The sequence below is a fragment of the Streptomyces sp. NPDC091282 genome (genome assembly GCF_044757385.1).
Lineage (GTDB): Bacteria > Actinomycetota > Actinomycetes > Streptomycetales > Streptomycetaceae > Streptomyces > Streptomyces gramineus.
In genome coordinates, this window is record NZ_JBIVUX010000001.1 from 1,360,870 (window position 1) to 1,384,435 (window position 23,566).

Below are 23,566 nucleotides of genomic sequence, written 5' to 3' on the forward strand. Positions count from 1 at the left end.
GATCAGCCCTTCTCGCCCCGGGCCGCGGCCGCGATCAGCACGTCCAGCAGGTCGAACGCGTCGGACACCCCGCCGATCAGCTTCGCCTCCGCGTCCCACTCCTCGCCCAACTGCCTGGTGAGCCCGGCCAGGGTGGTCATGCCCTTCTCTATCTCGCCCTTCGCCCCGAGCAGCGACCCCAACGCCCCGAGCGCGCCCAGGTCATGACTCTGCGCCTCGAACTGCTGCAAGGGCTTCGCCGTGTGCTGCCCCACACCCCGCAGCCCCGACGCCGCCTTGTGCATGGACGCGGCTTCCTTCTTCAGGTCCGACATGCCGCCCACCCCCGTACTTCACTCTGTGCACATGCCAACCCAAGACCCTAGGGAGGGCGGTTATGCGGAAGGCATGGTCAGACCCAAGGGATGGCAAAGACCGGGCGCGCTACCCCCGTGCCCGCACCGACACCAACTCCCCCCACACCGCCATCCGGTACCGCGAGGTGAACTCGGGCGTGCAGGTGGTGAGGGTGATGTAGTACCCCGGCTTCTCGTAGCCGTACGACGGCTTCACGATCGAGCGCGGTACGGCCCTGATGACCCCCGAGTCCCGCGCCGAGGTCTGCGGCAGGATCTGGTCCACCGAGTAGGTGTAGGTCGCCGTCTCCGTCTCGACCTCGACCGTGTCCTCTCGCCGCAGGCGCGGCAGGTACCGGAACGGCTCGCCGTGCGTGTTCCGGTGCCCGGCGAGTGCGAAGTTCCCCCTCTCACCGGGCTGTTGGGTGCCGGGATAGTGGCCGACGTACCCGTGGTTGAGCACGTCCGGCTTGCTCACGCCCTCGGCGACCGGGACCCGGAGGCCGAGCCGGGGGATGACGAGGATCGCGTACGCCTGAGAGGCGACGACGCGGGCGGGGTACGACGTCCGCCGCCGGCCGGAACCGGGGGCCCCGGCGGACGACGAGGAGCCGCCCGCGCTCGGCTCGCGCTGCCCGGAGCCGCCCGATCCGACGGGGCCGCCCCACTCCCGCTCCAGCGCCTCCACCTTCCGTTCGGCCCCCTGTTTCGCCTCCCGGTTGGTCCACCACAGCTGGTGCACGACGAGCAGCATCAGCACCACGCCCACCGTGACGAGGAGTTCGCCCCCGCTCCACAGCACCCGCCGTCGCCGAGCCCGCCACCGCCGGTCACCGTGCCCCACGACCCGCCGCACCGCACACCTCCCGCCGCACCGGTTGGGCCCGCACGATAGGGCGGCCACCGCCAAGTCACCAGAGCCGTAGGGCTCCTGGCCGCGGGCTAGCGCGCTCCGCCACCCGCACCGACGCCCTGACCTGCGACGCGCCGCGCGGCACCCTGGTGACGTCAACCGGCCCGCCGCACGTGGCGGACCAGCCACATGAGCAGGGCGTCCAGGTCGGCGGCGGCCGCCAGGACCCGGTCGACCGCCTCGGGGGTGTGCAGCCACTCCGCGCAGCCGAGGGGACGGGCGGCGATCAGCGAACGGTGGCGCAGCAGATCCGTGCGGCTGTGGTCCGTCGGGTAGCCGCGCGGGGGCCGTTTCATCACGTCCCCGGAGACGTCGTACCCCTTCGTCCGTACGTCCTCGACGAGGGCGGCCAGTTCACGGCCGCTCCCCTCGGCGGCCACGGCTTCGCGGAAGGCGTCCACCTGGCCGGGATCGGGGTACCACCAGGCGCCCTGGATCCGCAGGCCGTCCAGGTCGAACCGGAGACCGATCTCGATCTTGCGGCCGAGCCGGATCACCGCGCTCTGGTGCTGCCACCACCAGGAGTCGGTGCGGTAGTGCCAGACGGAGAAGTCCTCGTACCGCGGCTCGGCGTCCGCGACCTCGTTGAGCAGCGCAATCATCGGCTGCCTGACCAGGCGTTCGCGGTCCGCGCGACAGCGCTCGCGGGTCGCGTGGCTCGGTTCGCCCTGGAGCTGCCACAACACGTCCATGGCCTGTTCCGGCCAGCCGCTGAACCGTCCGCGCATGCGCGCAGGCTAGCTCACGCATGGCGGAACCTCCCCGACTCCCCTTTCTCCATTGGTTTTAGCAAGCACTGTCACAACCCTCGACAACCTCACGCGCCGCACCCGATGCTTCCTGTTGGCACGCGCAGGGGGGACGAGTCGACGCCGGTACGGGACACGGCGTTCGAGCCGCACGGAGAGGCGGAGAGACAGCCATGATCCGACGCAGAACACTCCTGACCGCGGCGGGCGGCGGCCTGCTGGGCAGCGCCCTGGCCACCGGCACGGCCCGCGCCGACGCCACCGTCGCCGTCAGCCCGTCGACGTCGTACGGCACCTGGGAGGGCTGGGGCACCTCCCTGGCCTGGTGGGCGAACGTCTTCGGGGCCCGCGACGACTTCGCCGACATCTTCTTCACCACCAAGTCGACGACGTACAACAACACTTCGCTCCCCGGTCTCGGCCTGAACATCGCCCGCTACAACCTGGGCGCGTGCAGCTGGAACAGCGTGAACGGCGAGTCGATGGCCGCCTCCGCGAACATCCCCGCCTTCAAGCAGATCGAGGGCTACTGGCAGGACTGGAACAACGAGGACCCCACCTCCGCCGCCTGGGACTGGACCGCGGACGCGACACAGCGCGCGATGCTCGTGAAGGCGGTGAACCGCGGCGCGCAGGCCGAGCTCTTCGCCAACTCCCCCATGTGGTGGATGTGTTTGAACCACAACCCGTCCGGAGCGGCCGGCGGCGGCAACAACCTCCAGTCCTGGAACTACCGCCAGCACGCCTCCCACCTCGCCGCCGTCGCCCTGTACGCCAAGAACCACTGGGGCGTGAACTTCGCGACGGTCGAGGCCTTCAACGAGCCCTCGTCCTCGTGGTGGACCGCGACCGGCACCCAGGAGGGCTGCCACATCGATGCGACGGTCCAGTCGGCCGTACTCCCCTATCTGCGCAGCGAGTTGAACGGCAGGGGCCTGACGGCCACGAAGATCTCCGCCTCGGACGAGACCAGTTACGACCTGGCCCGCACCACCTGGAACTCCTTCTCGTCCACCACCAAGGGCTACGTGGACCGCGTCAACGTCCACGGCTACCAGGGCTCCGGCGGCCGCCGCGACCTGCTCTACACGGACGTCGTCAGCACGGCGGGCAAGGCCCTGTGGAACTCCGAGACCGGCGACGACGACGGCACCGGCTACACCCTCGCCTTCAACCTCCTCTACGACTTCCGCTGGCTGCACCCCACCGCCTGGGTCTACTGGCAGGTCATGGACCCGTCCACGAACTGGGCGATGATCGCGTACGACGCGAACACGCTGGCGGCGGGCGCCGTCACCACCAAGTACTACGTGATGGCCCAGTTCAGCCGGCACATCCGACCGGGGATGACCGTCCTGGACACCGGCGTGAGCAACGCGGTGGCGGCCTACGACGCGTCGGCCGAGCGCCTGGTCGTCGTGGCCCTGAACACCGCCGCCTCCGCCCAGACCCTCACCTTCGACCTCTCCCGCTTCACCAAGGTGACCGGCGGCACGGGCGGCCTGGTCCCCCGCTGGAACACGGTGACGACCGGCGGCGACGCGTACAGGGCGTACGCGGACACGTACGTCTCGGGAAAGACGGTGGCGGTGCAGGTCCCGGCGAAGGCGGTGCAGACACTCCAGATAGACGGGGTGAGGATCTAGCCGCACCGGCGGCGCCGGGGCCCACCGCGCCCCGGCGCCGCTACCGCAGCAGAACCCGCATCTCCACCCGCACCTCGTCCCCCGCCCCCAGCCCCTGCGGCCCGCGCACGGCGTTCTTCAGCGGCAGCAGATACCCGCCGTCCCGGGGAAACAGGGACGTCTCGAAGGCCACCCCGCCGACCCTCGCCTCGACCGGAATCACGCCCCACCCGTACGAGGCCATGGCGGCGACGCCCCGGATCTCCTCGGACTCCTCCTCGGGCACGGGAACGAAGTAGTACGGCGCGGGGCCCCGCCACTCGACGACCTGCCCACCGAACACGAACTCCACGGAACGACTCCCCTCGCAGGCGACTGCCCCCCATCTCTATCTCTTCTTTGTCACCGCCGGGCAGTACGGTGTCGTTCATGCGCCCCGACACGCCTGCCGAGAACGTCGACCACTCCGCCGAAGCGGCACGCCTGGAGCGGACCGCCGGCCTCTACCCCGAGGACGCCGAGGCCCTGCTCCTCCAGGCCGCGGCCCACCTGGAGCTGTCCGACGCCCGCCCCGCCGCGACCGCGCTCTACGACCGCCTGCTGTCCACGCCGGACAGCCTGGAGAACGCGCCGCTGGTGCGAGCCCTCAAGGCCTCGAACCTGTGGGAGTACGACCACGAGGCCGAGGCGCGCGCGATCATCGACGGCGTCCGCACCACGGCACCCCGCGACCCGGCCCCCTGGGTGATCGTCGCCGAGTCCCTGGAGTCGCACGACGAGCTGGAGGCGGCGCACGACACGTTCACGGAGGCGGCCACGCTGCTCCTCACGGACGTGGCGGAACCGCCGCGCGCCACGCACCCGGTGCTGTTCGGCCGCCACCGGGTCCGCCGCATGCTGGGCCTCCCCCACGACGAATGGGACGCCCGCGCCGACACCCTGCACTCGTCCTCGGTCTCCCTGGACGAGCTCCACGACCCGAAGCGCGTGTGGTCGCTCGGCTCCGACAACCCCGCGGAACTGGAAGCGGAGATCTCCCGCCTCCGCGCGGAACTCGGCACCTACCGCGAGGCCCTCTCCCGCCCCTTCCCGGTCGCGGTCCTGCACTGGCCGGCGCAGGAGCTCACCGAACTCCTCTCGGCCTACCCCGACCTGGCCACGGAGTACCCGTCCCACCCCGAACACCTCTCGACCATAGAGTCCTCCCTGCGCGAACTCTCCGCCTCCGGCACGGCCAACCTCGGCATCGTGACCGCCACGGTCCCCTCCTACGAGGCCTTCGCCGCCTCGGAGGGCTCGTCCCCGTCGGACACGACCCTGCTCCCGCAGTACGCGACGACGCTGGCGGCCCGAGGACGAGCGGTGGCCTGGCCGCCGCAGCGGGCTTCGGAGTGCTGGTGCGGCGAGAGCGAGGCGTACGACGCGTGTCACGGCGGGCCGGCCTCCTGAGCCGGTCTCTTGCCGAAGGCGTCAGGGACGGCCGTCACCGGAGAAGCGCAGGCTTCGCAGCACACCGGCGACGACGGGTGCGTAGCACTTCTCCCAATGGGCGGGCTGAGGCGTGGAGAAGGCCAGCAGGCACATGTGTTGTCCTTCTCCGTCCGCGGTCGCCGGTGGAATCGGGATCATGGCGTGGAACTGCGCGGTGGTCACCTCGGTGGGCCCGGTACCTGCCTGCGGCGCGAGCGGAGCGGGCAGGCTCAGCGTCCGGCCACCGGTGAAGACGGCGGCCGGACCGCACGGCGCGTGCACCACCCGTCCGCTCCAGCCCCCTCCCCTGGATCCGAGGACGGCGTGCACGGCTCCGCGTGCCGCCGTGGTGGCGCTGCGACCGTACGGCTGGTCGACGACGGCGACAGCGAGCGACCCGAGTGAGGGGCGGCCCTCGAAGGTGTGCAGACAGTCGGCCGCGTACACCACGCCGACATCGTTCAGGAAGCGTGAGACGCGACGCACGACCTGAGTCGCGTCGGCCGCCGGCTCCGCTTCCTCACCGGCCGTGGCGACCGTCTCCAGGGAGATCTCCTGGAACTCCACGGGCAGCGAGAAGTCGACCCGTATCACTGTCCTACCCTCTCTGCCCGAAGCGGTCGGGCGGAAGTGGCGGAGGCCCCACGGCGCCGGCCCGCTGCCGGTCGTGGAGGTCCACCAGTCGTCGGTTCTTCTCGTACCAGCGCCTTGTCAGCGAGGGAACGAGTGCCGCCGCCACGGCCAGGGCCACGGCGAACAGGACCGCCGCCACGACAGCTCCGACCGGTCCGTTGCGCAGTGCCCAGGCGAGGACGAGACAGCCCGCGCCGAGCACGGAGGCGAGAACCACCAGCCCGCGGACGCCGTTGCTCTCGTAGGCGGCGAGACCTCGGCGTTTCGACGCCAGCTCGACGGCGGTGAGAGGGGGCTGCGACGCCGCCTGTCCCGTGCCGGGCACCGGAACCGCCCATGTCATGAGCAGCGGGCCTCCGGCGCGCAGCCGGTCCTGGGTCTGCGCGGCCCGTCGACGAGCGGTCGGGGAGTCGTTCCGTACGAAGACCAGGCGCATTGTGCTCCTGCTCCGCACTTCGGTCGCCGCGAGGTCGTAGCCGAACTCGAACGCGATCGCGCTGATCGTGTCCGACTGTCCGGCCTCAAGTCCGCTCAGGCTGAACTCGACGCGCCCCCGCCCGTCGAAGTGGCCAGGAATCTCCGCTTCTTTCATCGCGACGCCTGCTCCTTCTCCCGAGCCGCCCTGTCCTTCTCGCTTCCGGCGTGCCAGGCGTTCTCGAAGGCCACCAGGAGCGCCCCACCGGGAACGACCACGTCCTCCGCGACCTGCCGCTCGTTCGCCGGAGCCCAGTATCCGAGTGCCGTCGGATCCCCCATGAACGCCGCGACGGTGTCCACCAGGCCGAAGTTGGCGGCGCCGACGGCGAGACGGCTTTCGGCGGCCACGCGGGACACGCCCCTCAGAACGCCTCCGAAGGGAAGCACGCCCAGAGCGTCCTCGGCCAGGGTCCGATCGGAGACCACGGCATCTCCCCCTACGGCACGTGCCGTGCCGTGCACCGCCAGCGCGCCGAGTGAGAAGCCTCCCGAGGCGAGCCCGATCACCTCGGCCCCGCCCAGGAGCAGAGACGCCAACGGGCCTGTCTCGGGAGCGGCGAAGGCGAGGCCGAGTGAGATCGCTCCGAGACCCGCGCTGACGGTCCCCAGTACGTCTCCGAGCGCCGCGATGGAGTTCGCGTGCTCGGTGAGCCACTCGACGGCATCACCCAGCGCCGCGCTCGCGGCGTCGTCGGCGGCTCGGTTCATCGCGTCCAGAGCTTTCCCGATCCCGGCGACCGCGTCGCCCAGCCTGTCGAACACGCCGGGCTCGTCCGGAGCGATGTTCATCGCCTTGTCGAGGCGTCTCGCGACGGCCCGGCCTTCGAGGTCGAAGTCGATCGCGAGATTGCGCGCCTCGGCGAGCGCTTTGTCGAGGTCCGCCCGGGCGGTGGCGATCGCCAGCTCCGCGGAGGCCCTGTCCTTCTCGTTCTTCTGCCGTCTGAGGAACCCGGCGTCGTCCTCCGCGTCCGGGTCGGACGGAAAGGCCGGCGGGAGACCGGCCAGCCGCCGTTCGGCCGCGTGCCGGGCAGCGAGAGCGTCCCGCGCCCGCTGTTCCAGGACAGCCGCCTCGCGCTGCCACTCGGGCATGGCATCGGCCCAGCCGCGCAACGCCGTCGCCGCCTTGCCGAACGACCGCCTCGCCTGATCCACCCGAGGCCGGAAGTCGTCCTCGAACCGCTCCCGGAAGGCCTCGGCGTGGTGCCCCTTCCAGTCGCCCTCCCCGGTGCCGTGCAGCACGTCGGATATCTCGTGCAGCGCGTCGGCCGTACGCCGCACGATGTCCGCCACCTGCCTCGCGGCGTGCGGATCACCGGGGCAGGGGACGAACCCGAGGGCCGTGAATTCCTCCCGCAGAGGCGAGCACTGCGTGGGAGAGGGCCACGAGAAGAGATCGCTCATACCGAGCCGACCTCGGGTGACCTCCGCAGTTGCTCGGCCAGCCGGTCGTCGAGGCCTTCGAAGGCCCGCTGTATCCCGTCGAGGGCTTTGACGGCCGCGTCGGAGAACTTCTCGATCTGCTTGATGCCGTACGACCACTCGTCGCCGAAGTCGTTCATCCGCACGGCCAGCGCGAACACCCCCATGGCCGCGCCGTCGACCTCGTCCATCTCCCGGCCGGGGCGCCGCATGATCTCGCCCACGTGCCGGATGTCGTCCCGAACGCGCCGAAGCACGTCGAAGTCGACGAATATGTCACCACCGCCGCCGCTCATCCCCCTCCTCCACGCCTGCCGCGCCCCCGGTTACCGATGACACGCAGGACGACACGAGTGACTCGACGCTAGCGGCCCGGCAAGGTCCTACTCCAGCCGGATTTCCGTCAAGATCCACTCGCACAGTGGACATGGACGCGAAAGCACCAGGGCGGGAGCACCATAAGGAGTGCGACCCGACAGACAAAAACAATCTAAACGTCTGATATGGACCCAGCTGCCAACTAGTTGCCCTTCGACCCCGTAAACAACACGAAGTGGGCCAACTGTCGCATCACCCTGACACTCCAGGCTCACCTGCAAGGCTTCTTGGGAACTTGCGATGACATCATCTAAGTATGACAAGCAGACCGGATGACACGACGATAAATCCTGGCGATATCGTCACCAGGGCCGAGATCTCGGCGGTGTTCGGAAATAGCAGACAAGGTGGAATCTGCGCATCCATACCAAAGCGGTCCGTCAACCTGTTTTCCGACCGAAGCGTAGGCGAGAAACTGGGCTACTACGATGGCTGGCTTGCAGAGGATGACGACCTGGGACCGGTCTTCGAGTACACGGGCGCCGGAAAGACTGGAGACCAAACCTTCGAAGGTCAGGTCGGCACCGGGAACAGGGCCGTTCTGCGGCATGCCATAGAAGAACGAACGCTGAGAGTTTTCGCACAAGTAGGCAAAAAGCCGCACAGTGATACAAAAACACATGAATATCTCGGCGAGTTCACTCTCGACCAACTGGAGCCCTACGTCTGGCGTCGAGCACCTAGCGAGAACGGCCCCGATCGCAACGTAATCGTTTTTCGACTGCGTCCGGAATCAAATAGCACTATAGGGCGTTCACCGAGAACCGTGATTCCGGTCGCCAAAAAGACCACCGCCGAACTTGTAAGTATCCCAGTTACGGCGGCACTGCTTCAGTCTGATCCACTCACAAGCGGACCGCTGTCGACGCCGAAGCGGCGTCGAAAGAACTTGACGTCACAAAAGACGTCCCTCCACGCTTCAACAGAAGGCACGTTTGTGATGCCGGAAGCATTTAACACGAAAATGAGCCTGCGTTCCGCATCTGCCTCTATCGTAGCTGTGCGCCGCGAGGCAGAACTGACCCAGCAATACATTGCGCACCTTCGATCCCTGGGCCACTCTGTAGGCGCCTTTCAGATAAAGGTCAAGGGCCTGAGTTCAACGCTTCGAACCGACCTCTACGACGCCACTGAACACCGACTCTATGAAGTGAAGGGGGCTCACGCCCGAGAAGATGTGAGGATGGCTCTTGGTCAACTCCTCGACTACAGCCGCTACGTCAGCACAGATCAGCACCCCAATCCTCCAGAGTGCACCATCCTCCTTCCTGCTCAGCCCGATGCAGATATGTACGACCTCTGCAGAAAATACGAAGTCGAAATAATTCACCGCGCGGAAGATGGAAACTTCTCCCGTGGAGCCAGCACTGCGCCTGCCTAGGGATTCTCCAGTTCCCTGGTTTGAGATCGATGCTTCATACCGACCCCAGGCCATCGCCGTGTCATCTCCCCCAACAAGGTGGCTCCTGAATACGGAACGAGGTCCAGCGGATTCATCCATGCATCTGAGAAGCGAATATTGAGGTGCAACGCCAGGGCCAGCAGGATGTCCTGAGCGGGTATCGCGTCTATCTGCACGAGCGATGCCCCAGGAACCGGCGACGCATCAATGAGCCCAGTATGTGGATTCTGCCACTGCAGTTGCCCCTTACCGAGCACCCAGATGCTGTCCGGCCACTCAGCAACGTCTCGCTCATTGCACCACGCCACGAGATGTGCGCCAATGGTCTCCAGCTTCAAACTGTCGAAAGCGACGATGACGCCGGACGTCGGAAAGAAGTCCTGAACTCTACCGTACGCTGACGTAGATCTGGGAATCATTCCGGGAGTGGGACGATACGATGTCTTGGGTAAGCTTCGCAGTTTGCTAATCTTACTACAAGCATCTTCGAGTTGAGCACCGTCCAATTTCGTCTTGACCTCAACCATTCCATAGACGCATTCATTAGGAATGATTCGATAGCCGGCCAGATGAGTAAATGGAGGAGCGCCTCGGTCGGTCAGAACGATGTCGCATTGCGGAGAGGTTTCTCCGGAAGCGGTAACAACCTCTGCGTTGTGCACAGCTTCGACATGGGACGGAAGATAGCTGGCGAGAAATTCACGGACGAGTAGCTCGCGCGAAGTTCCAGCTTCACCGCTGTGCTTGAAATTCCTGGACTGCTCAAAATCTGCCCGCATTTTCATTGCGACGGAGCTGAGAATTCTACCAAGCTTCTCTTGAGTCATGCCAAGATCGTAGATCATTCGGCCTAGCGCCGGCACGAAGGCCGCTCCCTCCATCCTGCGTGCCCTGCTGTCAGTGGCCTCTGTTACACATGGCACGGCGTTTGAGCGATCGAGGGGAGCTGACGTGCCTGAGCCGGAGGAGCCATTGCGCCCTGTTGCAGGTGTGTACGAGGAGTTGATCACTCTCCGAGTGGAGCAACGACTCAAAGAGCTCAGTGATCTCGGCTGGCGCCCGCTGGTCGACCACGTGGGGAGTGAATCTGTCCCTCAAGTACTGGCAACCCACGTCGCCAGAACCGTCCGGCGGGTACTCCACAGCCTGTCGGTCGAGGAACGGGTCCATGCGGCCAACCACATCTTGGAGTCCATCAGCACGCTTGAGGGAGCCAGGGAGTGGGTCGACCTCGTATCAGAGGGACCTCGCCAACTGCTGGCGCTCACTCACCAGGAGGCTCAGGGCGTCTTCGCGATCCGCCCTGCCACACCCCTCTCCGACACGGCACTCCTGACGAACGCTCCCGAGGATCCGAGCCTCGGCTTCGAACTGCGCGCCGAACTCGCCACCGCTGACCGCGTCGACCTACTCTGCGCCTTCGTGAAGTGGCATGGCCTGCGTATCATCGAGCCGTCGCTGAGGGCCGCCCGTGAGCGAGGTGTGCCGATACGGGTCATCACCACCACCTACATCGGTGCCACCGAACGGCGCGCGTTGGACCGACTGGTGACGGAATTCAACGCCGAGGTCAAGGTCAACTACGAGACCCGATCTACCCGACTGCATGCCAAAGCTTGGTTGTTCCGCCGTGCAAGCGGCTACGACACGGCTTATGTGGGCAGTTCCAACCTGTCTAAGGCCGCGCTCCTCGACGGCTTGGAGTGGAACGTACGCCTGTCCTCCGTCGCCACACCCGACGTACTGCGGAAGTTCGAGGCCACTTTCGAGGCCTACTGGAGTGATCCTTCCTTCGAAATCTACGACCCTGAAGCTGACGGCGGTCGTCTTCAGGAGGCGCTAGCAGTCGCAGGCGGCGCATCATCCAAGCTTGCGGCGGGCCGCATTACCTTGTCAGGTCTGGAAGTGCGTCCGTACCCGCACCAGCGCGACATGCTGGAGCGCCTGGAGGTTGAGCGGGAGGTGCACAACCGGCACAGGAATCTCCTGGTCGCCGCTACCGGTACTGGCAAGACAGTCATGGCTGCTCTCGACTACAAGCAGATGCGAAAGAAGCTCGGCCGTGACCTGCGTCTCCTGTTCGTGGCTCATCGCAAGGAAATCTTGCAGCAGTCTCTGAGGACCTATCAAGACGTTTTGGTCGAACCGAACTTCGGCGAGTCCCTACATAGCGGCGAGATCCCGGAGCGGTGGACGCATGTGTTCGCCAGCGTGCAGTCCTTGAACGCGCGGGCGTTGGATCAAATCTCACCCGATCACTTCGATGTGATCGTGATCGACGAGTTCCATCATGGCACCTCCCCCACTTACCGAAAGATCCTCGATCGCTTCGAGCCTTTGGAGTTGCTCGGACTGACAGCGACGCCTGAGCGCATGGATGGCAGGAACGTCCAGGACGAGTTCTTCGACGGCAGAATTGCCGCCGAGATGCGACTGTGGGAAGCACTAGAAAACGATCTCCTCACTCCCTTCCACTATTTCGGCATCACCGACAATACTGACTTTCGCGCTGTGGCATGGAAGCGTGGTGCTTACGACACTGGCGCGTTGAGCAAGGCAGTGTCCGGCGATGGGCCCCGGGCGAGGCTGATCCTTAAGGCAGTTCAGGAGAAGGTTTCCGAACCGGGAGCTATGCGGGCGCTCGGATTTTGTGTTTCGGTACAGCACGCGAGGTTCATGGCGGAGGCATTTCGCACAGCTGGACTCAATGCCGCCGCTCTGTCAGGCGAAACTCCTCCAGCTCAGCGCGAGCAAGCACTGATCGACCTGAAGTCCGGTGTGCTGCAAGTGATCTTCTCCGTTGACCTGTTCAATGAAGGGCTCGACATTCCCGACGTGGACACCTTGCTACTGCTACGTCCGACGTCCAGTGCCACCGTTTTTTTGCAACAGCTCGGCCGCGGGCTGCGCCGCACGGATTCCAAGGCCGTGCTGACCGTACTCGATTTCATCGGACAGCACCGCAAGGAGTTTCGCTTCGAGAACCAGTTTCGGGCACTCATCAATCTCAGCCGCAAGCGCCTGCTGGACCACATCGAGCACGACTTTCCGCAGTTGCCCTCCGGTTGCCAGATCATCCTTGAGGAGAAAGCAAAGAACACTGTCATCGCCAATATTAGGGAGCAAATTGGCGTCAACGTCGCAGCGCTGGCTCGTGAGGTGGCCGAGTATGCAGAGCCAACTCTCAGCCGCTACCTGAACGAGAGCGGTCGCGATCTCAAGGAGTTGTACCGGGGCAACGGCAACTCCTGGACTGGGCTGCTCCGCCGCTCCGGGATCCTTGAGGGGGATGCCCCGGAGGGGGAAGCGGCGCTCCTGAAGCGCATCTCCTCGTTCTTGCACGTGGACGACCCTTTGCGCGTTGCCGCCTATACACGACAGTTGCACGATGACGCCCCCACTTATCACGAGCTCGACGAGCAAGGACAGGCATACGCTCGCATGCTCTTCTTCCAGCTCTGGCCGCTCGGTGGCGTGACGAGGAAGGGATTCGCACACTACGATGCCGGGTTCGCCGTGCTGCGAGAGCAGCCTGCGGTGCGCAGTGAGCTACGACAGGTATTGGCGTACAACCTGGCCCGCACCGAACGCGTTCCGATCCCACTCCTGGAAATCGGCGACCATGCAGGTATCCCGTTGACTGTGCACGCCTCCTACACACGCGAGGAGATCCTGCCCGCTCTTGGTCAGTCCGCTATCGGCGGCTTCATGCCAAGCGACTTTCGCGAGGGGGTTAAGTGGTGTGAATCGCTCAAAACCGACGCCCTCTTGGTCACTCTGGACAAGGATGAGAAGGACTTCTCTCCACAGACCCGGTACCACGACTACGCGCTGAGCGAGACCCTCTTTCACTGGGAGTCTCAGAACCAGACGTCGGAGACCTCCCCCACTGGCCTGCGTTATCAGCAACACGTGGCGCACGGGAGTCACGTACTGCTCTTTGTTCGCCGGTACAAGACCACAGACGTCGGTGGCGCACAGCCATGGATGTTGCTGGGGCCAGCTGAGTACATGGAGCACACCGGAAGCAAGCCGATGGCGATCACCTGGAAACTGAAGCACGAGATCCCAGCGGATGTCTGGACGTACTCCGCGATCGCCTCCGGGTGACGCGCCAGGCATCACCGTCGGTCGAAGCGCGTGCGGCCTCACACCCCACGCAACCCCCGATCCGCGAACCCGATCAGCCACTCGAAGCTCTCGTCGATGTTCGCGGACCACTGGAACGCGTTGCCCGCCTGCAGCGTCGCGAAGCCGTGGCAGAGGCTGCGGAGGGTGCGCAGGGCGTGGTCCGCGGCGGGCTCCGGGATGTCGTAGCCGCGCAGGACCGCCGTGAAGGAGTCGAGGAGGCGGCCGCCCGCGGTGGCGAGCGGGTCGTCGGGGCCGGTCGGTTCCATGCCGATCGTCGCGGCGTAGCGGCCGGGGTGTGCGAGGACGAAGGCGCGGAAGGCGCGGGCCGCGGCGGCCAGGGCGTCGCGGCCCGCGTAGCCCTGGATCGCACCGCCGACGGCGTCGGCCGTCTCGTTCAGGGCGAGGACCGCGATGCGGCGGGTGAGGTCCTCCTGGCCGGCCACGTGCTTGTACAGGGAGGGGGTGCGTACACCCACCCGTTCCGCCAGTAGCCCCATCGTCAGGTTGGCCAGGCCCACTTCGTCGGCGAGGGCGGCGCCGGCCGCGACCACGGCCGCCGGGTCCAGGCCGGCCCTAGGCACGGGCGGCGTCCGACGGGAGGGATCGCAGGAAGGAGAGCATGAGGGAGGCCACCTGGTCGGGGAACTGGTCGTGCGGATAGTGTCCGGCGCCCTCGATCATCTCAAGGCGGCCGAGGCCGGAGGGCAGGGCGTCGACGATCGCGGCTCCCTCGGCGTGCGGGTCGGCCCAGTCGGGGTCGAGCGTGCCCATGACGACCAGGACCGGGCTGCGGACGTTGCCGAGCTGGGCGCCGGCGTCGGCGGGGGTCGTGCGGCCCATGCCCTGGAGGGCCTTCATCCGGCCCGGCTCGCGCAGCAGGGCGTCGATGCGGGCGAGCCGCTCGGTCCAGTCGGCCGGCTTCACGCCGGGAGTGGCCACGTCGAGGTACGAGCGCCAGAGCGGCACGCTGCCGAACACACCGGTGCCGAGCAGCCGCAGCATCCCCTGCCGGAAGCGCCTGACCCGCAGGTCGCCGAGGCGGACCGACTGCTTGCGGGTGAACGGCGCCAGCTCGACGACGGCGGTGATCAGGGAGGGTTCCCGGGCGGCGGCGATGGTCGCGGCCCCGCCGGAGATCGAGTGGCCGACCAGTACGGCCGGGCCGCCCAGATGGCGGACGACGGCGAGCAGGTCGCCGGCGACGGCCGTGCGGCTCCAGTCCGTCCAGGCGGCGTCGGACTCGCCGCAGCCGCGCAGGTCGACCGCGGCGACCCGGTGGCCCGCGGCCACCAGGTGCGGGATCACGGCACGGTAGGCGGCGCGGCTGTCGCCCATGCCGTGGGCGAGGACGATCAGCGGGCCGGAGCCCGTGACCTCGTAGGCGATCGTGCCGCCGTCGACGGCAAGGTGCTCGGTCATGACGTCCCTCCGAAGGACTCACTGGCTAATCTTGTTAGCTAAAAGCTAAGGCTATTAGCTCCAGCTGTCAACGGTGGACTTCGCGTGAACGTCCTGAGGAGGGTGGGGCGGCCCAAGTCGGCCCCGTCCGAGCGAGGTTGACTTGACCTCGCTCGAAGGGAGAAGGTCACGGAGCCGCGCGGATGCCGGTCGTCCGATGAACCGATGGTCCGGCCCGCGCATCTCCCATTGCGCCACAGCCATTTGATCTTCCGAGGTCGGGGACTCCATTCATGAGAACAAGCAATCCGAGACGCGGGACCGCGTCGAGGCTCCGTCGTACGGCCCTGCTCAGCACGGTCGCCGCGCTCGCGATCGGCGGCGGCGCCGCCGTCCCGGTGCCGGCGCTGGCCGCCGGTGGCGGCGCCGGTGAAGCGGGCGGTCTGCAGCGGGACTTCGTGGCCGCCGCCGACGCCTACCACGTCCCGCTCCAGGTGCTGCTGGCCGTGGCCTACCAGGAGTCCGCCTGGGACGCGCACGCCGGGCAGCACAGCACCGACGGCGGTTACGGGCCGATGCACCTGACGGACGTCACCCCGGCGATGATGGCCGGCGGGGACGCCGGTGCGGTGGGGCGCCAGGACCTGAAGCGGATGGCCGCCGCTCCGGCGCTGCACACCCTGCGGGCCGCCGCCGAGCTGACCGGTCTGCCGGCGGAGCGGCTGCGTACCGACCCGGCCGCCAACATCCGCGGCGGTGCGGCGCTGCTCGCCTCGTACCAGAAGGACGTGACCGGCTCGGTCGCCGCCGGGCCCGGCAACTGGTACGGCGCGGTGGCCCGTTACAGCCAGGCCGCCGACCGGCAGGGTGCCGCGGCCTTCGCGGGGCGGGTGTTCGCCACCATCGAGAAGGGTGTCGGCCGCACCACGGCCGAGGGCGAGCGCGTACGGCTGGCGGCCGACGGCGATGTCGCCCCGGCCACCGGCCAGTTGAAGGCCCTGGACCTGAAGTCGGCGGACACCGCGGACACCGAGTGCCCGGCCACCGTCGCCTGCACCTTCGTACCGGCGGCGGCGTCCAACGGGCAGGTGTCGAACCGTCCCGCCAACGGCATCCGGATCGACAGCATCGTCATCCACGACACCGAGACGTCGTACGACACCGCCGTCAGCCTCTTCCAGCAGCCGGGCGGGTCCGCCGCGCACTACGTCATGCGGTCCTCGGACGGCGCGGTGACGCAGATGGTGCCGACGAAGGACCTCGCCTTCCACGCGGGCAACTACTCCACCAACATGCACTCGATCGGCATCGAGCACGAGGGCTACGCCGCGCACGGTGCCACCTGGTACACCGAGGCGCAGTACGAGGCCACCGCCGACCTGGTGAAGTACCTCTCCGCGCGGTTCGGCATACCGCTGGACCGCGAGCACATCGTCGGGCACGACAACGTTGCCGGGCCGAACTCCTCCCTCGTCTCCGGCATGCACTGGGACCCGGGCCCGGCCTGGGACTGGAACCGCCTGATGAGCCTGGTCGGCGTGCAGGCGCGGCGGCACGGCGTCGGCCCGGTCGGCTCGGTGGTCACCATCGCCCCTCGGTTCGAGACGAACCTGCAGACCGTGCAGATCTGCCCGTCCGACGACCCGACCGGCGCGACCACCGCGTGCACCGAGACGCAGCAGGCGTCCGACTTCCTGTACCTGCGCACCGGGCCCAGCGACAGCGCGCCGCTCTTCGGGGACCAGGCGCTGCACCCGGGCGCGGCCGGCACCGACCGCATCAACGACTGGGGCGCCATGGCCGCGGCCGGGCAGCAGTTCGTGGTCGCCGACAAGGACGGCGACTGGACCGCCGTCTGGTACGGCGGCTCGAAGGTGTGGTTCCACAACCCGCACGGCTGCAACACCACCCCCGCCCACGGCGTGCGGGTGATCACGGCGGCCGGCACCTCGCCGGTGGCGGTGTACGGCTCCAGCTACCCGGACGCCGCCGAGTACCCGGCGGGCCTGTCGCCGTCCACGCAGGCGCCGCTGAGCATGTACTCCGTGCCGGCCGGCCAGGCCTACGTGGCGACCGTGGCGCCGTCCCTCACCGACGACTTCTTCCCGTCCAGCGGCAAGGTCGTCACCGGCGCCAAGGCGATGTACACCATCCAGTACAACCACCGGGTGGGTCTCGTGTACGCCTCGGACGTCACGGCGACGGACGGCTGACGCTCCGCGGGCCGTACGCCGTACGCCGCAAGTGAAGCGGTGCCCGGGAGGCCGCGGTCTCCCGGGCACCGCTTTGCCGTACCGGGCATGTACACGCGTGACCGCGGTGCCAGGATGAGGGCATGACGACGGTCAACGGGGAAGTCGCGGTCGGGTTCGAGGGTGTACGGGAGGCGTTCCGCGCCGGTTTCGAGGAGCGCGGGGACGTCGGGGCCGCCCTGTGCGTGTACCGGGACGGGCGGCCGGTGGTGGACCTGTGGGGCGGGGTCGCCGATCCGGAGACGGGGCGGCCCTGGGAGCGGGACACCCTTCAGCTGGTGTACTCGGCCACCAAGGGGGCGACCGCCACCGCCGCCCATCTGCTGGCCCAGCGCGGCGAGTTGGACCTGGACGCTCCGGTGGCCGCCTACTGGCCGGAGTTCGGCGCGCACGGCAAGGCGGAGATCCCGGTGCGGTGGCTGCTGTCGCACCGGGCCGGGGTGGTCACGGTCGAGCCGCCGGTGCCGCTGGACGAGGCGCTGCGGTGGCGGCCGATGACCGACGCGCTCGCCGCGCAGCGGCCCGCGTGGGAGCCGGGGACCGCGCACGGCTATCACGGGCGGACCTTCGGGTGGCTGGTCGGCGAGGTGATCCGGCGGGTCGGCGGGCGCACCCCGGGACGGTTCTTCGCCGAGGAGGTGGCGGGGCCGCTCGGGCTGGACTTCTTCATCGGCCTGCCGGACGCGGAGCGCGGCCGGGTCAGCCGGATGGTGTACCCGAAGCCGGAGTACGACCTGAGCACCGTACCGCTGGCGGCCGTTCCGCCCGAGGCGCGGGAGTTCGTGGCCGCGCTGCAGGATCCGGGGTCGCTGAACAACCGGGCGTTCGCCGTCACCGAGCCCGCCGAGATCGACTTCGACTCCCCCGCGGTGCAGGCCGCGGAGCTGCCCGCGTCCAACGGGATCGGTACCGCGCGGGCGCTGGCGCGGATGTACGCGGCGCTGATCGGAGAGGTCGACGGGGTCCGGCTGTTCACGCCGGAGACGCTCGCCTCGGCGACCGCCGAGCAGGCCGCCGGGGCGGACCGGGTCCTCATGATCCCGACCCGGTTCGCGTCGGGGTACATGCTGCCCGTCGAGACGTCCCCGCTGACCGGTCCGCGCGCGTTCGGCCATCCCGGGCGGGGCGGCTCGCTGGCCTTCGCCGATCCCGGACACGGCATCGCCTTCGGGTACGTCATGAACAGCATCGTCGAAGGGGCCGAGGACCCGCGCGCCGGCGCCCTCGTCGAGGCGGTACGGGAGGCGCTGGGCCGGTAGCGGGCACCTCGCGGCGATCCCCCGGGAATTCCCTGAAACATTTTCCCGGGCCCACCGCATCAGTGAGGTGTAACGGCAGGGCACCGCAGGCGGGGGAGGTTCGCGGATGGGTCAGGCGGTGAGGGAGGACTTCGCCGCGTTCGCCGTGGCGCGGACCGGGCACCTGTACCGGTCCGCCTGCCTGCTCACCGCGGGGGACACGCATCTGGCCGAGGACCTGGTGCAGGAGACCCTCGGCCGGATCTACCTGCGGTGGAGCCGGGTCTCGCGGGTGGAGAACCCCGCCGGGTACGCGCAGACCGTGCTGACCCGGACGTTCCTCGCGCACCGGCGGCGGTTCAGCAGCAGCGAGCGGGCCAGCGACTCGTTCCCGGACCTGGCCGCGGCCGGCGCCGATCCCTCGCTGCGCCTGACCCTCCTCGACGCGCTCGCGCGGCTGCCCGCCAAGGACCGGGCCGTCGTCGTCCTGCGGTACTGGGAGGACCGTTCGATACACGAGACCGCGGACGCCCTCCACGTGAGTTCGGCCGCCGTCCGCACCCGGTGCGTCCGCGCCCTCGCCCGGCTGCGGGACCTGCTGGGCGAGGACCTCGCCGAGTACGCCCGCCCCTGACATCCAGTGCATCGACCTTGTGGAGACGGTGGTCCGCCATGCCCAGCGACCGACAGAACACGGAGCGACCGGACTTCGAACGGCGGCTCTCCGACGCCCTGCACGAGACCGGCGCCGCCTTCGACGCCGACCGGAGCGCTCTCGTCGCCGCCGGTACGGCACGGGGCCGGCGGCTGCGGCGGGGGCGCCGGGCCGCGGTGCTGGGGAGCGTGGCGGGCGTCGCGCTGGTGGGGGTGGGCGGCGCCCTGGTGGTGGCGGACGGCGGGTCCTCCGACCGGCTGCCTGCCTCCGTGACCGGCACGCCGAAGCCGTCCGGCGCCTCCTCCCCCGCGCCGGTCACCGCGGACCGGATGATCAGCACCCTCGAAGCGCTGCTGCCCGAGGGCAGGTTCAGCAAGGCGGAGGGGCGGGGGGTGGACCCGAACGAGCCGCTGGTGGCGCCGTACGCGCAGGTCGTGTACGACGACGGGCACGGTGCCGCCGCCGTCAGTGTCACGGTGGACCGGGTGGCACCGGGCGGGTACGACGCCCAGCAGGCGGTCCGCTGCCCCGACAAGGTCTACGCGCCGTACGACAGTTGTGTGACCAGCCGGCTGCCGGACTCCTCCGTCGTGACCGTCGTCAAGGGGTACGAGTATCCCGACCGGCGGTTGGACACCAAGCTGTGGACCGCCGCCCTCGTCACACCCGACGGTCATCACGTCTCCGTGAGCGAGTGGAACGCCGCCGCGGAGAAGGGCGCGCCGGTCAGCCGGGACCGACCGCCGCTGTCCGCCGACCAGTTGAGGACGCTCGCGGCGGCGCGGGAGTGGCGGGGCGTGGTCGACGCCGTCCCGAATGACCTCCGGCAGACCCAGGAGCCGCCCGTCGCGCAGGACGACGGCACGGCGCTGCGGCACACCCTCGCCGCGCTGCTGCCCGCGGGGCTGAAGGTCGTGGCGCACGGGGCGGACGACGACTCCCAGTTCACCTATCTCGTGGTGGACGACGGCCGGGGCAGGAGCCTCGTCCAGATCAACGTGCAGCCGGACATGTCCGACGTCGCCGGGCAGTTGTTCGGCGCCGGGTCCGAGACCCTTCCGGACGGGACCCTGGTCGCCGAGCGGAAGGCGCCCGGGGAGAAGGGCGGCGACGGGGTCGTCATGTGGACCGTCGACACCCTGCGCACCGACGGGTTCCGGGTGGTGATCAGTGCGTTCAACTCCGGGTCCCAGGGGACCGCGGCGACCCGTACCGCGCCGGCGCTGACCCTGAAGCAGCTCCGTGGCATCGCGCTCAGTCCTCGGTGGAGGCGGTGACCGGGTCGCTCGGCCTCCGGGTTAGCCTCGGGAAATCAGGCAGATGGTGACAGAAGGAGTCAGGCATGGCCAGGGTTCCCGGTTCGGTGATCGCCGCGGGTGGGCTCGTCGGAGGGTACGGCGTGGCCCGGTGGACGAAGAAGCGGCCGCTGGGCGGCGCCGTGCTGGCCGTCGCGGGGGCCGCGGCGGCGCAGCAGTGGCGGCAGCGGGCGGGCGGGAAAGCCGCCGGGGCGCTGACCGTGGCGTACGTCGCCGCGTTCGCCGGTTCGCATCCGCTGGCGAAGAAGGTCGGCGCCTGGCCGTCCGTGTTCGGCGTGGCCGGTGCGGTGGCCCTGGCGTCCTGGGCGGTCGCCGACCGGCGCGGCTGAGCCGGACCCGGCCGGGCGCGGCCGGACCAGCGGGGCGCGGCCCGGGACGCGGACCCGGCGGGGCGTGGGCTAGGGCCTGCTGCGAAAGTGCATGCTCAGGCCCGTGCCTGTCTGACGCTTCGTAAGCTTCATCGGGTGACCGACATGCCCAACGAATCAAATTGGACGCCTGCCCACAGAGCGGTGGAGGGCAGTGACTATGAACTGCTCACCTTTCATCTCGCGTCTGGAACAGATCCGAACGAAAGGTGCTGGGGATTCACGCTGCTCACCCACGCTCTCGACGTGGAGGGTGACGGCCACCTGCAGACGGGGCACCCGTGGAACACCGCGGCGACGGCCATTCTCCTCGCCTATGGTGCAGACCCTCTGCTGCCTGCGGATGACGGAGAAACGCCTCTCCAGCTAGCCGAACGCTACGACCACTTCATGGCGCAAGCGCTACTCAAACGGTTCATAGCCACTCGTTGAGGACTGCGACCAACACGGTGGGCCTCGTAGCAAACAGCAAGCTTGTCGTACCTGGTGGCCACAGCCCGGTGCCGTTTGAGACGGTTGATGCCGCACTCGACCGCATGGCGCTGGCGGTGGTCGACCAGGTCGAAATGCGGCGGCCGGCCGCCTCGGCAGCCGAGCTTCTGCCGGTTGCGCGCCTGGTCGGCCTGGTCCGGGATGGTGCAGCGGATCCCGCGTCGGCGCAGATTGGCGCGATTCTTGCGGGAGGCGTACGCCTTGTCGGCCCGCACCCGATCGGGGCGGACGCGCGGTCGACCCGGCCCGATGCGGGGTACGCGGACCTTCTTCAGCACGGGCTCGAACTGCGGCGAGTCACCGCACTGCCCGGCCGTCACCACGATCGCCATGGGCTTCTGCCCCTGCTCGACGGCCAAATGGAGCTTGGTCGTGAACCCGCCACGCGACCTCCCCAGTCCGTGATCACGGGGCTCGGTAAAGATGCCGCCCGGCGGTTCCTTCTGAAGGTCGCCCTCCTTTCGGGCCCCGGCCGCATGCTGGTGCGCGCGGCACACCGTGAAGTCGACGCTCAGGTCCCATGTGATCGCACCCTTCGTGTCGGCCAATGACTGGAGCCGCGTGAGGATGCGGTGCCAGGTGCCGTTGCGCTGCCACTGGCGGAACAGGTCGGCAGCAACGGCTCCAGCACTGCCCACTGCTCATCGGTGAGATCACCCCGGCCCATGAACCGTGATCATCCACGGCTCAAGATCCACTTTCGACACACGGCCTAGGACGCCTCGGCGCCGCGGAACGCCCGGCGGTAGGCCTGGGGGCTGGTGCCGACGACTCTGCGGAAGCGTTCCCGGAACGCGGTCGGGGAGCCGAAGCCGGACTGGGCCGCGATGCGTTCCACGGGGTGCGCGGTGGTCTCCAGCAGGTGCTGCGCCCGGCGCACCCGCGCCCGGTGCAGCCACTGCAGCGGCGTCGTGCCGGTCTGGTCGCGGAAGCGGCGGTTGAGGGTGCGGGTGCTCATGCCGGCACGGGCCGCGACCTCCTCCAGGGTCAGGTCGCGGTCGCAGTGGTCCTCCAGCCAGGCCAGCAGCGGCTCCAGGGTGGTGCCGGCCGGGGCCGGCGGCTGGTCGTGGACGATGAACTGGGCCTGGCCGCCCTCCCGTTCCAGCGGCATGACGGACATCCGGGCGGTGTGCGCGGCGACCGCCGAGCCGTAGTCGGTGCGGACCATGTGCAGGCACATGTCCAGGGCCGCGGCCGCGCCCGCGGAGGTCAGCAGCCGGCCGTTGTCGACGTAGAGGACGTTCGGGTCGACGTCGATGTCCGGGTGCAGCGCGGCCAGGGCGTCGGCCGCGGCCCAGTGGGTGGTGGCGCGCAGGCCGTCGAGGAGGCCGGTGGCCGCGAGGACGAACGCGCCCACGCAGACCGACGCGATCCGCGTGCCGTTCGCCGCGGCCGCGCGCAGGGCGTCGGCGACCTCGTCCGGGAGGGCGTACGCGGGATCCGCGACACCCGGCACGATGATCGTGTCCGCCTCGGCCAGCGCGTCCAGCCCGTACGGCGCCCGCACCGTGAACGCGCCGCCGGCCGCGGTCACCTCGCCCGCCCGCCCGCACACCCGGACCCGGTAGGCGTCCCGGCCGTCGGGCAGCCGGGCCCAGCCGAAGGTGTCGATCGGGATCGCGAAGTCGGAGGGGATGACCTGGTCCAGGACGAGTACCGCGACGGTGTGCATGGCAGGAACCTAGCCGCTCGACGGAATTCCGCCCATCCCGGTCCCCGTCTCCAGGGACGGCGACACGAGTGCTGGCGAGAATCCGTGGACCGGTGGCAGTATTGCCGCTTCTCCATGATCCTCCGGCCGCCTACGGTCGTCGCCGTGACCAAGTTCCTTCTCGCCGTCCATGTCCTCGCGGCGATCGTCGCGATCGGTCCCGTCACCGTCGCCGCCAGCATGTTCCCGCCCGCCGCCCGCCGGTCCTTCGAGGCACCGGACGACGTCCGGGCCCAGGAGACCCTCCGGCTGCTGTACCGGATCTGCCGGGTGTACGCCGTCGTCGGCGTCGTCGTCCCGGTGTTCGGGTTCGCCACGGCGAGCAGCATGCACGTGCTGGGCAGCGCCTGGCTGATCATCTCCATAGCGCTCACCGCGCTCGCCGCGGCCGTCCTCGCCGTCCTGGTGCTGCCCCGGCAGAGCGCCCTGCTGGAGAGCGGCGGCGGGCCCCGGGAGGCCACCGCCCGACTCGCCATGTTCACCGGGATGTTCAACCTGCTCTGGGCGGCCGTGACGGTCCTGATGATCGTACGGCCGGGGTCGACGACCGGCGCCTGATCCGGTCCGTCTCCGGGCTTCCGGCACACCGGCCGCCGGGCCCCGG

23 protein-coding genes and 1 pseudogene are annotated in these 23,566 nt (G+C 68.8%); 11 read left to right on the top strand and 13 right to left on the bottom strand.

The window, feature by feature from the left end; genetic code table 11:
* Positions 1-2 precede the first annotated feature (2 nt).
* From ACIQOE_RS06225 to ACIQOE_RS06235, 3 genes are all read right to left on the bottom strand, one after another.
* Positions 3-314 carry a hypothetical protein gene (locus ACIQOE_RS06225; RefSeq protein ID WP_351936380.1) on the bottom strand — a complete coding sequence of 104 codons (312 nt, stop codon included), beginning with the start codon at positions 312-314 and terminating at the stop codon, positions 3-5.
* Between the two features lie 109 nt (positions 315-423).
* Positions 424-1,137, bottom strand: a complete 714-nt coding sequence (locus tag ACIQOE_RS06230) for a class E sortase (protein ID WP_365571998.1) — start codon at positions 1,135-1,137, stop codon at positions 424-426.
* 206 nt (positions 1,138-1,343) lie between these two features.
* Positions 1,344-1,976 (bottom strand): DUF2461 family protein, encoded by a 633-nt coding sequence (locus ACIQOE_RS06235; protein ID WP_365561176.1) that lies wholly within the window; start codon positions 1,974-1,976, stop codon positions 1,344-1,346.
* A 194-nt stretch (positions 1,977-2,170) separates the two neighbouring features.
* Between ACIQOE_RS06235 and ACIQOE_RS06240 the strand changes: the two genes are divergently transcribed.
* On the top strand, positions 2,171-3,643 hold the full coding sequence (locus ACIQOE_RS06240) for a beta-1,6-galactanase (protein WP_401409900.1): 1,473 nt from the start codon (positions 2,171-2,173) through the stop codon (positions 3,641-3,643).
* 40 nt (positions 3,644-3,683) lie between these two features.
* On the opposite strand, the gene ACIQOE_RS06245 is transcribed toward ACIQOE_RS06240, so the two are convergent.
* Positions 3,684-3,974 (bottom strand): DUF1905 domain-containing protein, encoded by a 291-nt coding sequence (locus ACIQOE_RS06245; RefSeq protein ID WP_351323002.1) that lies wholly within the window; start codon positions 3,972-3,974, stop codon positions 3,684-3,686.
* 77 nt (positions 3,975-4,051) lie between these two features.
* On the opposite strand from ACIQOE_RS06245, the gene ACIQOE_RS06250 reads away from it, so the two are divergent.
* Positions 4,052-5,071, top strand: a complete 1,020-nt coding sequence (locus ACIQOE_RS06250) for a hypothetical protein (RefSeq protein ID WP_401409902.1) — start codon at positions 4,052-4,054, stop codon at positions 5,069-5,071.
* 21 nt (positions 5,072-5,092) lie between these two features.
* Here ACIQOE_RS06250 and ACIQOE_RS06255 read toward each other — a convergent pair whose 3' ends face one another.
* The 4 genes from ACIQOE_RS06255 to ACIQOE_RS06270 are packed head-to-tail and all read right to left on the bottom strand — an operon-like array spanning position 5,093 to position 7,917.
* Entirely contained in the window at positions 5,093-5,686 is a 594-nt protein-coding gene (locus tag ACIQOE_RS06255) for a hypothetical protein (RefSeq protein ID WP_401409904.1), read from the bottom strand.
* A 4-nt stretch (positions 5,687-5,690) separates the two neighbouring features.
* Entirely contained in the window at positions 5,691-6,317 is a 627-nt protein-coding gene (locus ACIQOE_RS06260; RefSeq protein ID WP_401409906.1) for a hypothetical protein, read from the bottom strand.
* Positions 6,314-7,603: a putative T7SS-secreted protein gene (locus tag ACIQOE_RS06265; RefSeq protein WP_401409908.1), complete on the bottom strand. Its 1,290-nt coding sequence runs from the start codon at positions 7,601-7,603 to the stop codon at positions 6,314-6,316. Before ACIQOE_RS06265 ends, ACIQOE_RS06260 begins: the two co-directional genes overlap by 4 nt.
* Positions 7,600-7,917 carry a hypothetical protein gene (locus ACIQOE_RS06270; RefSeq protein WP_401409910.1) on the bottom strand — a complete coding sequence of 106 codons (318 nt, stop codon included), beginning with the start codon at positions 7,915-7,917 and terminating at the stop codon, positions 7,600-7,602. The genes ACIQOE_RS06265 and ACIQOE_RS06270 overlap by 4 nt, the downstream gene beginning before the upstream one ends.
* A 338-nt stretch (positions 7,918-8,255) precedes the next feature.
* On the opposite strand from ACIQOE_RS06270, the gene ACIQOE_RS06275 reads away from it, so the two are divergent.
* Positions 8,256-9,380: a hypothetical protein gene (locus ACIQOE_RS06275; protein ID WP_401409912.1), complete on the top strand. Its 1,125-nt coding sequence runs from the start codon at positions 8,256-8,258 to the stop codon at positions 9,378-9,380.
* Here ACIQOE_RS06275 and ACIQOE_RS06280 read toward each other — a convergent pair.
* Positions 9,377-10,228, bottom strand: a complete 852-nt coding sequence (locus tag ACIQOE_RS06280; protein WP_401409914.1) for a DUF6602 domain-containing protein — start codon at positions 10,226-10,228, stop codon at positions 9,377-9,379. The genes ACIQOE_RS06275 and ACIQOE_RS06280 overlap by 4 nt on opposite strands.
* Before the next feature lie 124 nt (positions 10,229-10,352).
* On the opposite strand from ACIQOE_RS06280, the gene ACIQOE_RS06285 reads away from it, so the two are divergent.
* Complete coding sequence (locus tag ACIQOE_RS06285; RefSeq protein WP_401409916.1) at positions 10,353-13,511, top strand: DUF3427 domain-containing protein; 3,159 nt, start codon at positions 10,353-10,355, stop codon at positions 13,509-13,511.
* Between the two features lie 38 nt (positions 13,512-13,549).
* On the opposite strand, the gene ACIQOE_RS06290 is transcribed toward ACIQOE_RS06285, so the two are convergent.
* Together ACIQOE_RS06290 and ACIQOE_RS06295 are read right to left on the bottom strand one after the other, a co-directional pair.
* Positions 13,550-14,083: a TetR/AcrR family transcriptional regulator gene (locus ACIQOE_RS06290; protein ID WP_401410124.1), complete on the bottom strand. Its 534-nt coding sequence runs from the start codon at positions 14,081-14,083 to the stop codon at positions 13,550-13,552.
* 22 nt (positions 14,084-14,105) lie between these two features.
* Positions 14,106-14,951, bottom strand: coding sequence for an alpha/beta hydrolase (locus ACIQOE_RS06295; RefSeq protein ID WP_351322992.1), 846 nt, complete (start codon positions 14,949-14,951; stop codon positions 14,106-14,108).
* A 272-nt stretch (positions 14,952-15,223) separates the two neighbouring features.
* On the opposite strand from ACIQOE_RS06295, the gene ACIQOE_RS06300 reads away from it, so the two are divergent.
* From ACIQOE_RS06300 to ACIQOE_RS06325, 6 genes are all read left to right on the top strand, one after another.
* On the top strand, positions 15,224-17,143 hold the full coding sequence (locus ACIQOE_RS06300; RefSeq protein ID WP_401409918.1) for an N-acetylmuramoyl-L-alanine amidase: 1,920 nt from the start codon (positions 15,224-15,226) through the stop codon (positions 17,141-17,143).
* A 122-nt stretch (positions 17,144-17,265) separates the two neighbouring features.
* The gene (locus ACIQOE_RS06305) at positions 17,266-18,441 is read left to right on the top strand and encodes a serine hydrolase domain-containing protein (protein ID WP_401409920.1); all 1,176 of its coding nucleotides are present in this window, start codon (positions 17,266-17,268) and stop codon (positions 18,439-18,441) included.
* A gap of 106 nt (positions 18,442-18,547) precedes the next feature.
* Positions 18,548-19,054 carry a SigE family RNA polymerase sigma factor gene (locus tag ACIQOE_RS06310; RefSeq protein WP_401409922.1) on the top strand — a complete coding sequence of 169 codons (507 nt, stop codon included), beginning with the start codon at positions 18,548-18,550 and terminating at the stop codon, positions 19,052-19,054.
* 38 nt (positions 19,055-19,092) lie between these two features.
* Positions 19,093-20,352, top strand: a complete 1,260-nt coding sequence (locus ACIQOE_RS06315) for a hypothetical protein (protein ID WP_401409924.1) — start codon at positions 19,093-19,095, stop codon at positions 20,350-20,352.
* Between the two features lie 65 nt (positions 20,353-20,417).
* A complete protein-coding gene (locus ACIQOE_RS06320) occupies positions 20,418-20,720 on the top strand; it encodes a hypothetical protein (RefSeq protein WP_351322987.1) in 303 nt (100 codons plus the stop codon).
* Positions 20,721-20,855: 135 nt separating this feature from the next.
* Entirely contained in the window at positions 20,856-21,191 is a 336-nt protein-coding gene (locus ACIQOE_RS06325) for an ankyrin repeat domain-containing protein (protein WP_401409926.1), read from the top strand.
* Here the strand turns inward: ACIQOE_RS06325 and ACIQOE_RS06330 are convergent.
* A pseudogene (locus ACIQOE_RS06330) lies at positions 21,175-21,918 on the bottom strand (IS5 family transposase). The gene ACIQOE_RS06325 and the pseudogene ACIQOE_RS06330 sit on opposite strands and share 17 nt — an antisense overlap.
* A 45-nt stretch (positions 21,919-21,963) precedes the next feature.
* Positions 21,964-22,923, bottom strand: coding sequence for a helix-turn-helix domain-containing protein (locus ACIQOE_RS06335; protein WP_351322986.1), 960 nt, complete (start codon positions 22,921-22,923; stop codon positions 21,964-21,966).
* Between the two features lie 144 nt (positions 22,924-23,067).
* Here ACIQOE_RS06335 and ACIQOE_RS06340 point away from each other — a divergent pair, with 144 nt between their 5' ends.
* Complete coding sequence (locus tag ACIQOE_RS06340; RefSeq protein WP_401409928.1) at positions 23,068-23,520, top strand: hypothetical protein; 453 nt, start codon at positions 23,068-23,070, stop codon at positions 23,518-23,520.
* Positions 23,521-23,566 lie beyond the last annotated feature (46 nt).

Coding starts and splice junctions, on each gene's coding strand:
- ACIQOE_RS06300 (WP_401409918.1), top strand. CDS start 15,224: ATGAGAACAAGCAATCCGAGACGCGGGACCGCGTCGAGGCTCCGTCGT.
- ACIQOE_RS06225 (WP_351936380.1), bottom strand. CDS start 314: ATGTCGGACCTGAAGAAGGAAGCCGCGTCCATGCACAAGGCGGCGTCG.
- ACIQOE_RS06335 (WP_351322986.1), bottom strand. CDS start 22,923: ATGCACACCGTCGCGGTACTCGTCCTGGACCAGGTCATCCCCTCCGAC.
- ACIQOE_RS06320 (WP_351322987.1), top strand. CDS start 20,418: ATGGCCAGGGTTCCCGGTTCGGTGATCGCCGCGGGTGGGCTCGTCGGA.
- ACIQOE_RS06305 (WP_401409920.1), top strand. CDS start 17,266: ATGACGACGGTCAACGGGGAAGTCGCGGTCGGGTTCGAGGGTGTACGG.
- ACIQOE_RS06315 (WP_401409924.1), top strand. CDS start 19,093: ATGCCCAGCGACCGACAGAACACGGAGCGACCGGACTTCGAACGGCGG.
- ACIQOE_RS06250 (WP_401409902.1), top strand. CDS start 4,052: ATGCGCCCCGACACGCCTGCCGAGAACGTCGACCACTCCGCCGAAGCG.
- ACIQOE_RS06265 (WP_401409908.1), bottom strand. CDS start 7,603: ATGAGCGATCTCTTCTCGTGGCCCTCTCCCACGCAGTGCTCGCCTCTG.
- ACIQOE_RS06280 (WP_401409914.1), bottom strand. CDS start 10,228: ATGACTCAAGAGAAGCTTGGTAGAATTCTCAGCTCCGTCGCAATGAAA.
- ACIQOE_RS06260 (WP_401409906.1), bottom strand. CDS start 6,317: ATGAAAGAAGCGGAGATTCCTGGCCACTTCGACGGGCGGGGGCGCGTC.
- ACIQOE_RS06240 (WP_401409900.1), top strand. CDS start 2,171: ATGATCCGACGCAGAACACTCCTGACCGCGGCGGGCGGCGGCCTGCTG.
- ACIQOE_RS06235 (WP_365561176.1), bottom strand. CDS start 1,976: ATGCGCGGACGGTTCAGCGGCTGGCCGGAACAGGCCATGGACGTGTTG.
- ACIQOE_RS06270 (WP_401409910.1), bottom strand. CDS start 7,917: ATGAGCGGCGGCGGTGGTGACATATTCGTCGACTTCGACGTGCTTCGG.
- ACIQOE_RS06275 (WP_401409912.1), top strand. CDS start 8,256: ATGACAAGCAGACCGGATGACACGACGATAAATCCTGGCGATATCGTC.
- ACIQOE_RS06310 (WP_401409922.1), top strand. CDS start 18,548: ATGGGTCAGGCGGTGAGGGAGGACTTCGCCGCGTTCGCCGTGGCGCGG.
- ACIQOE_RS06295 (WP_351322992.1), bottom strand. CDS start 14,951: ATGACCGAGCACCTTGCCGTCGACGGCGGCACGATCGCCTACGAGGTC.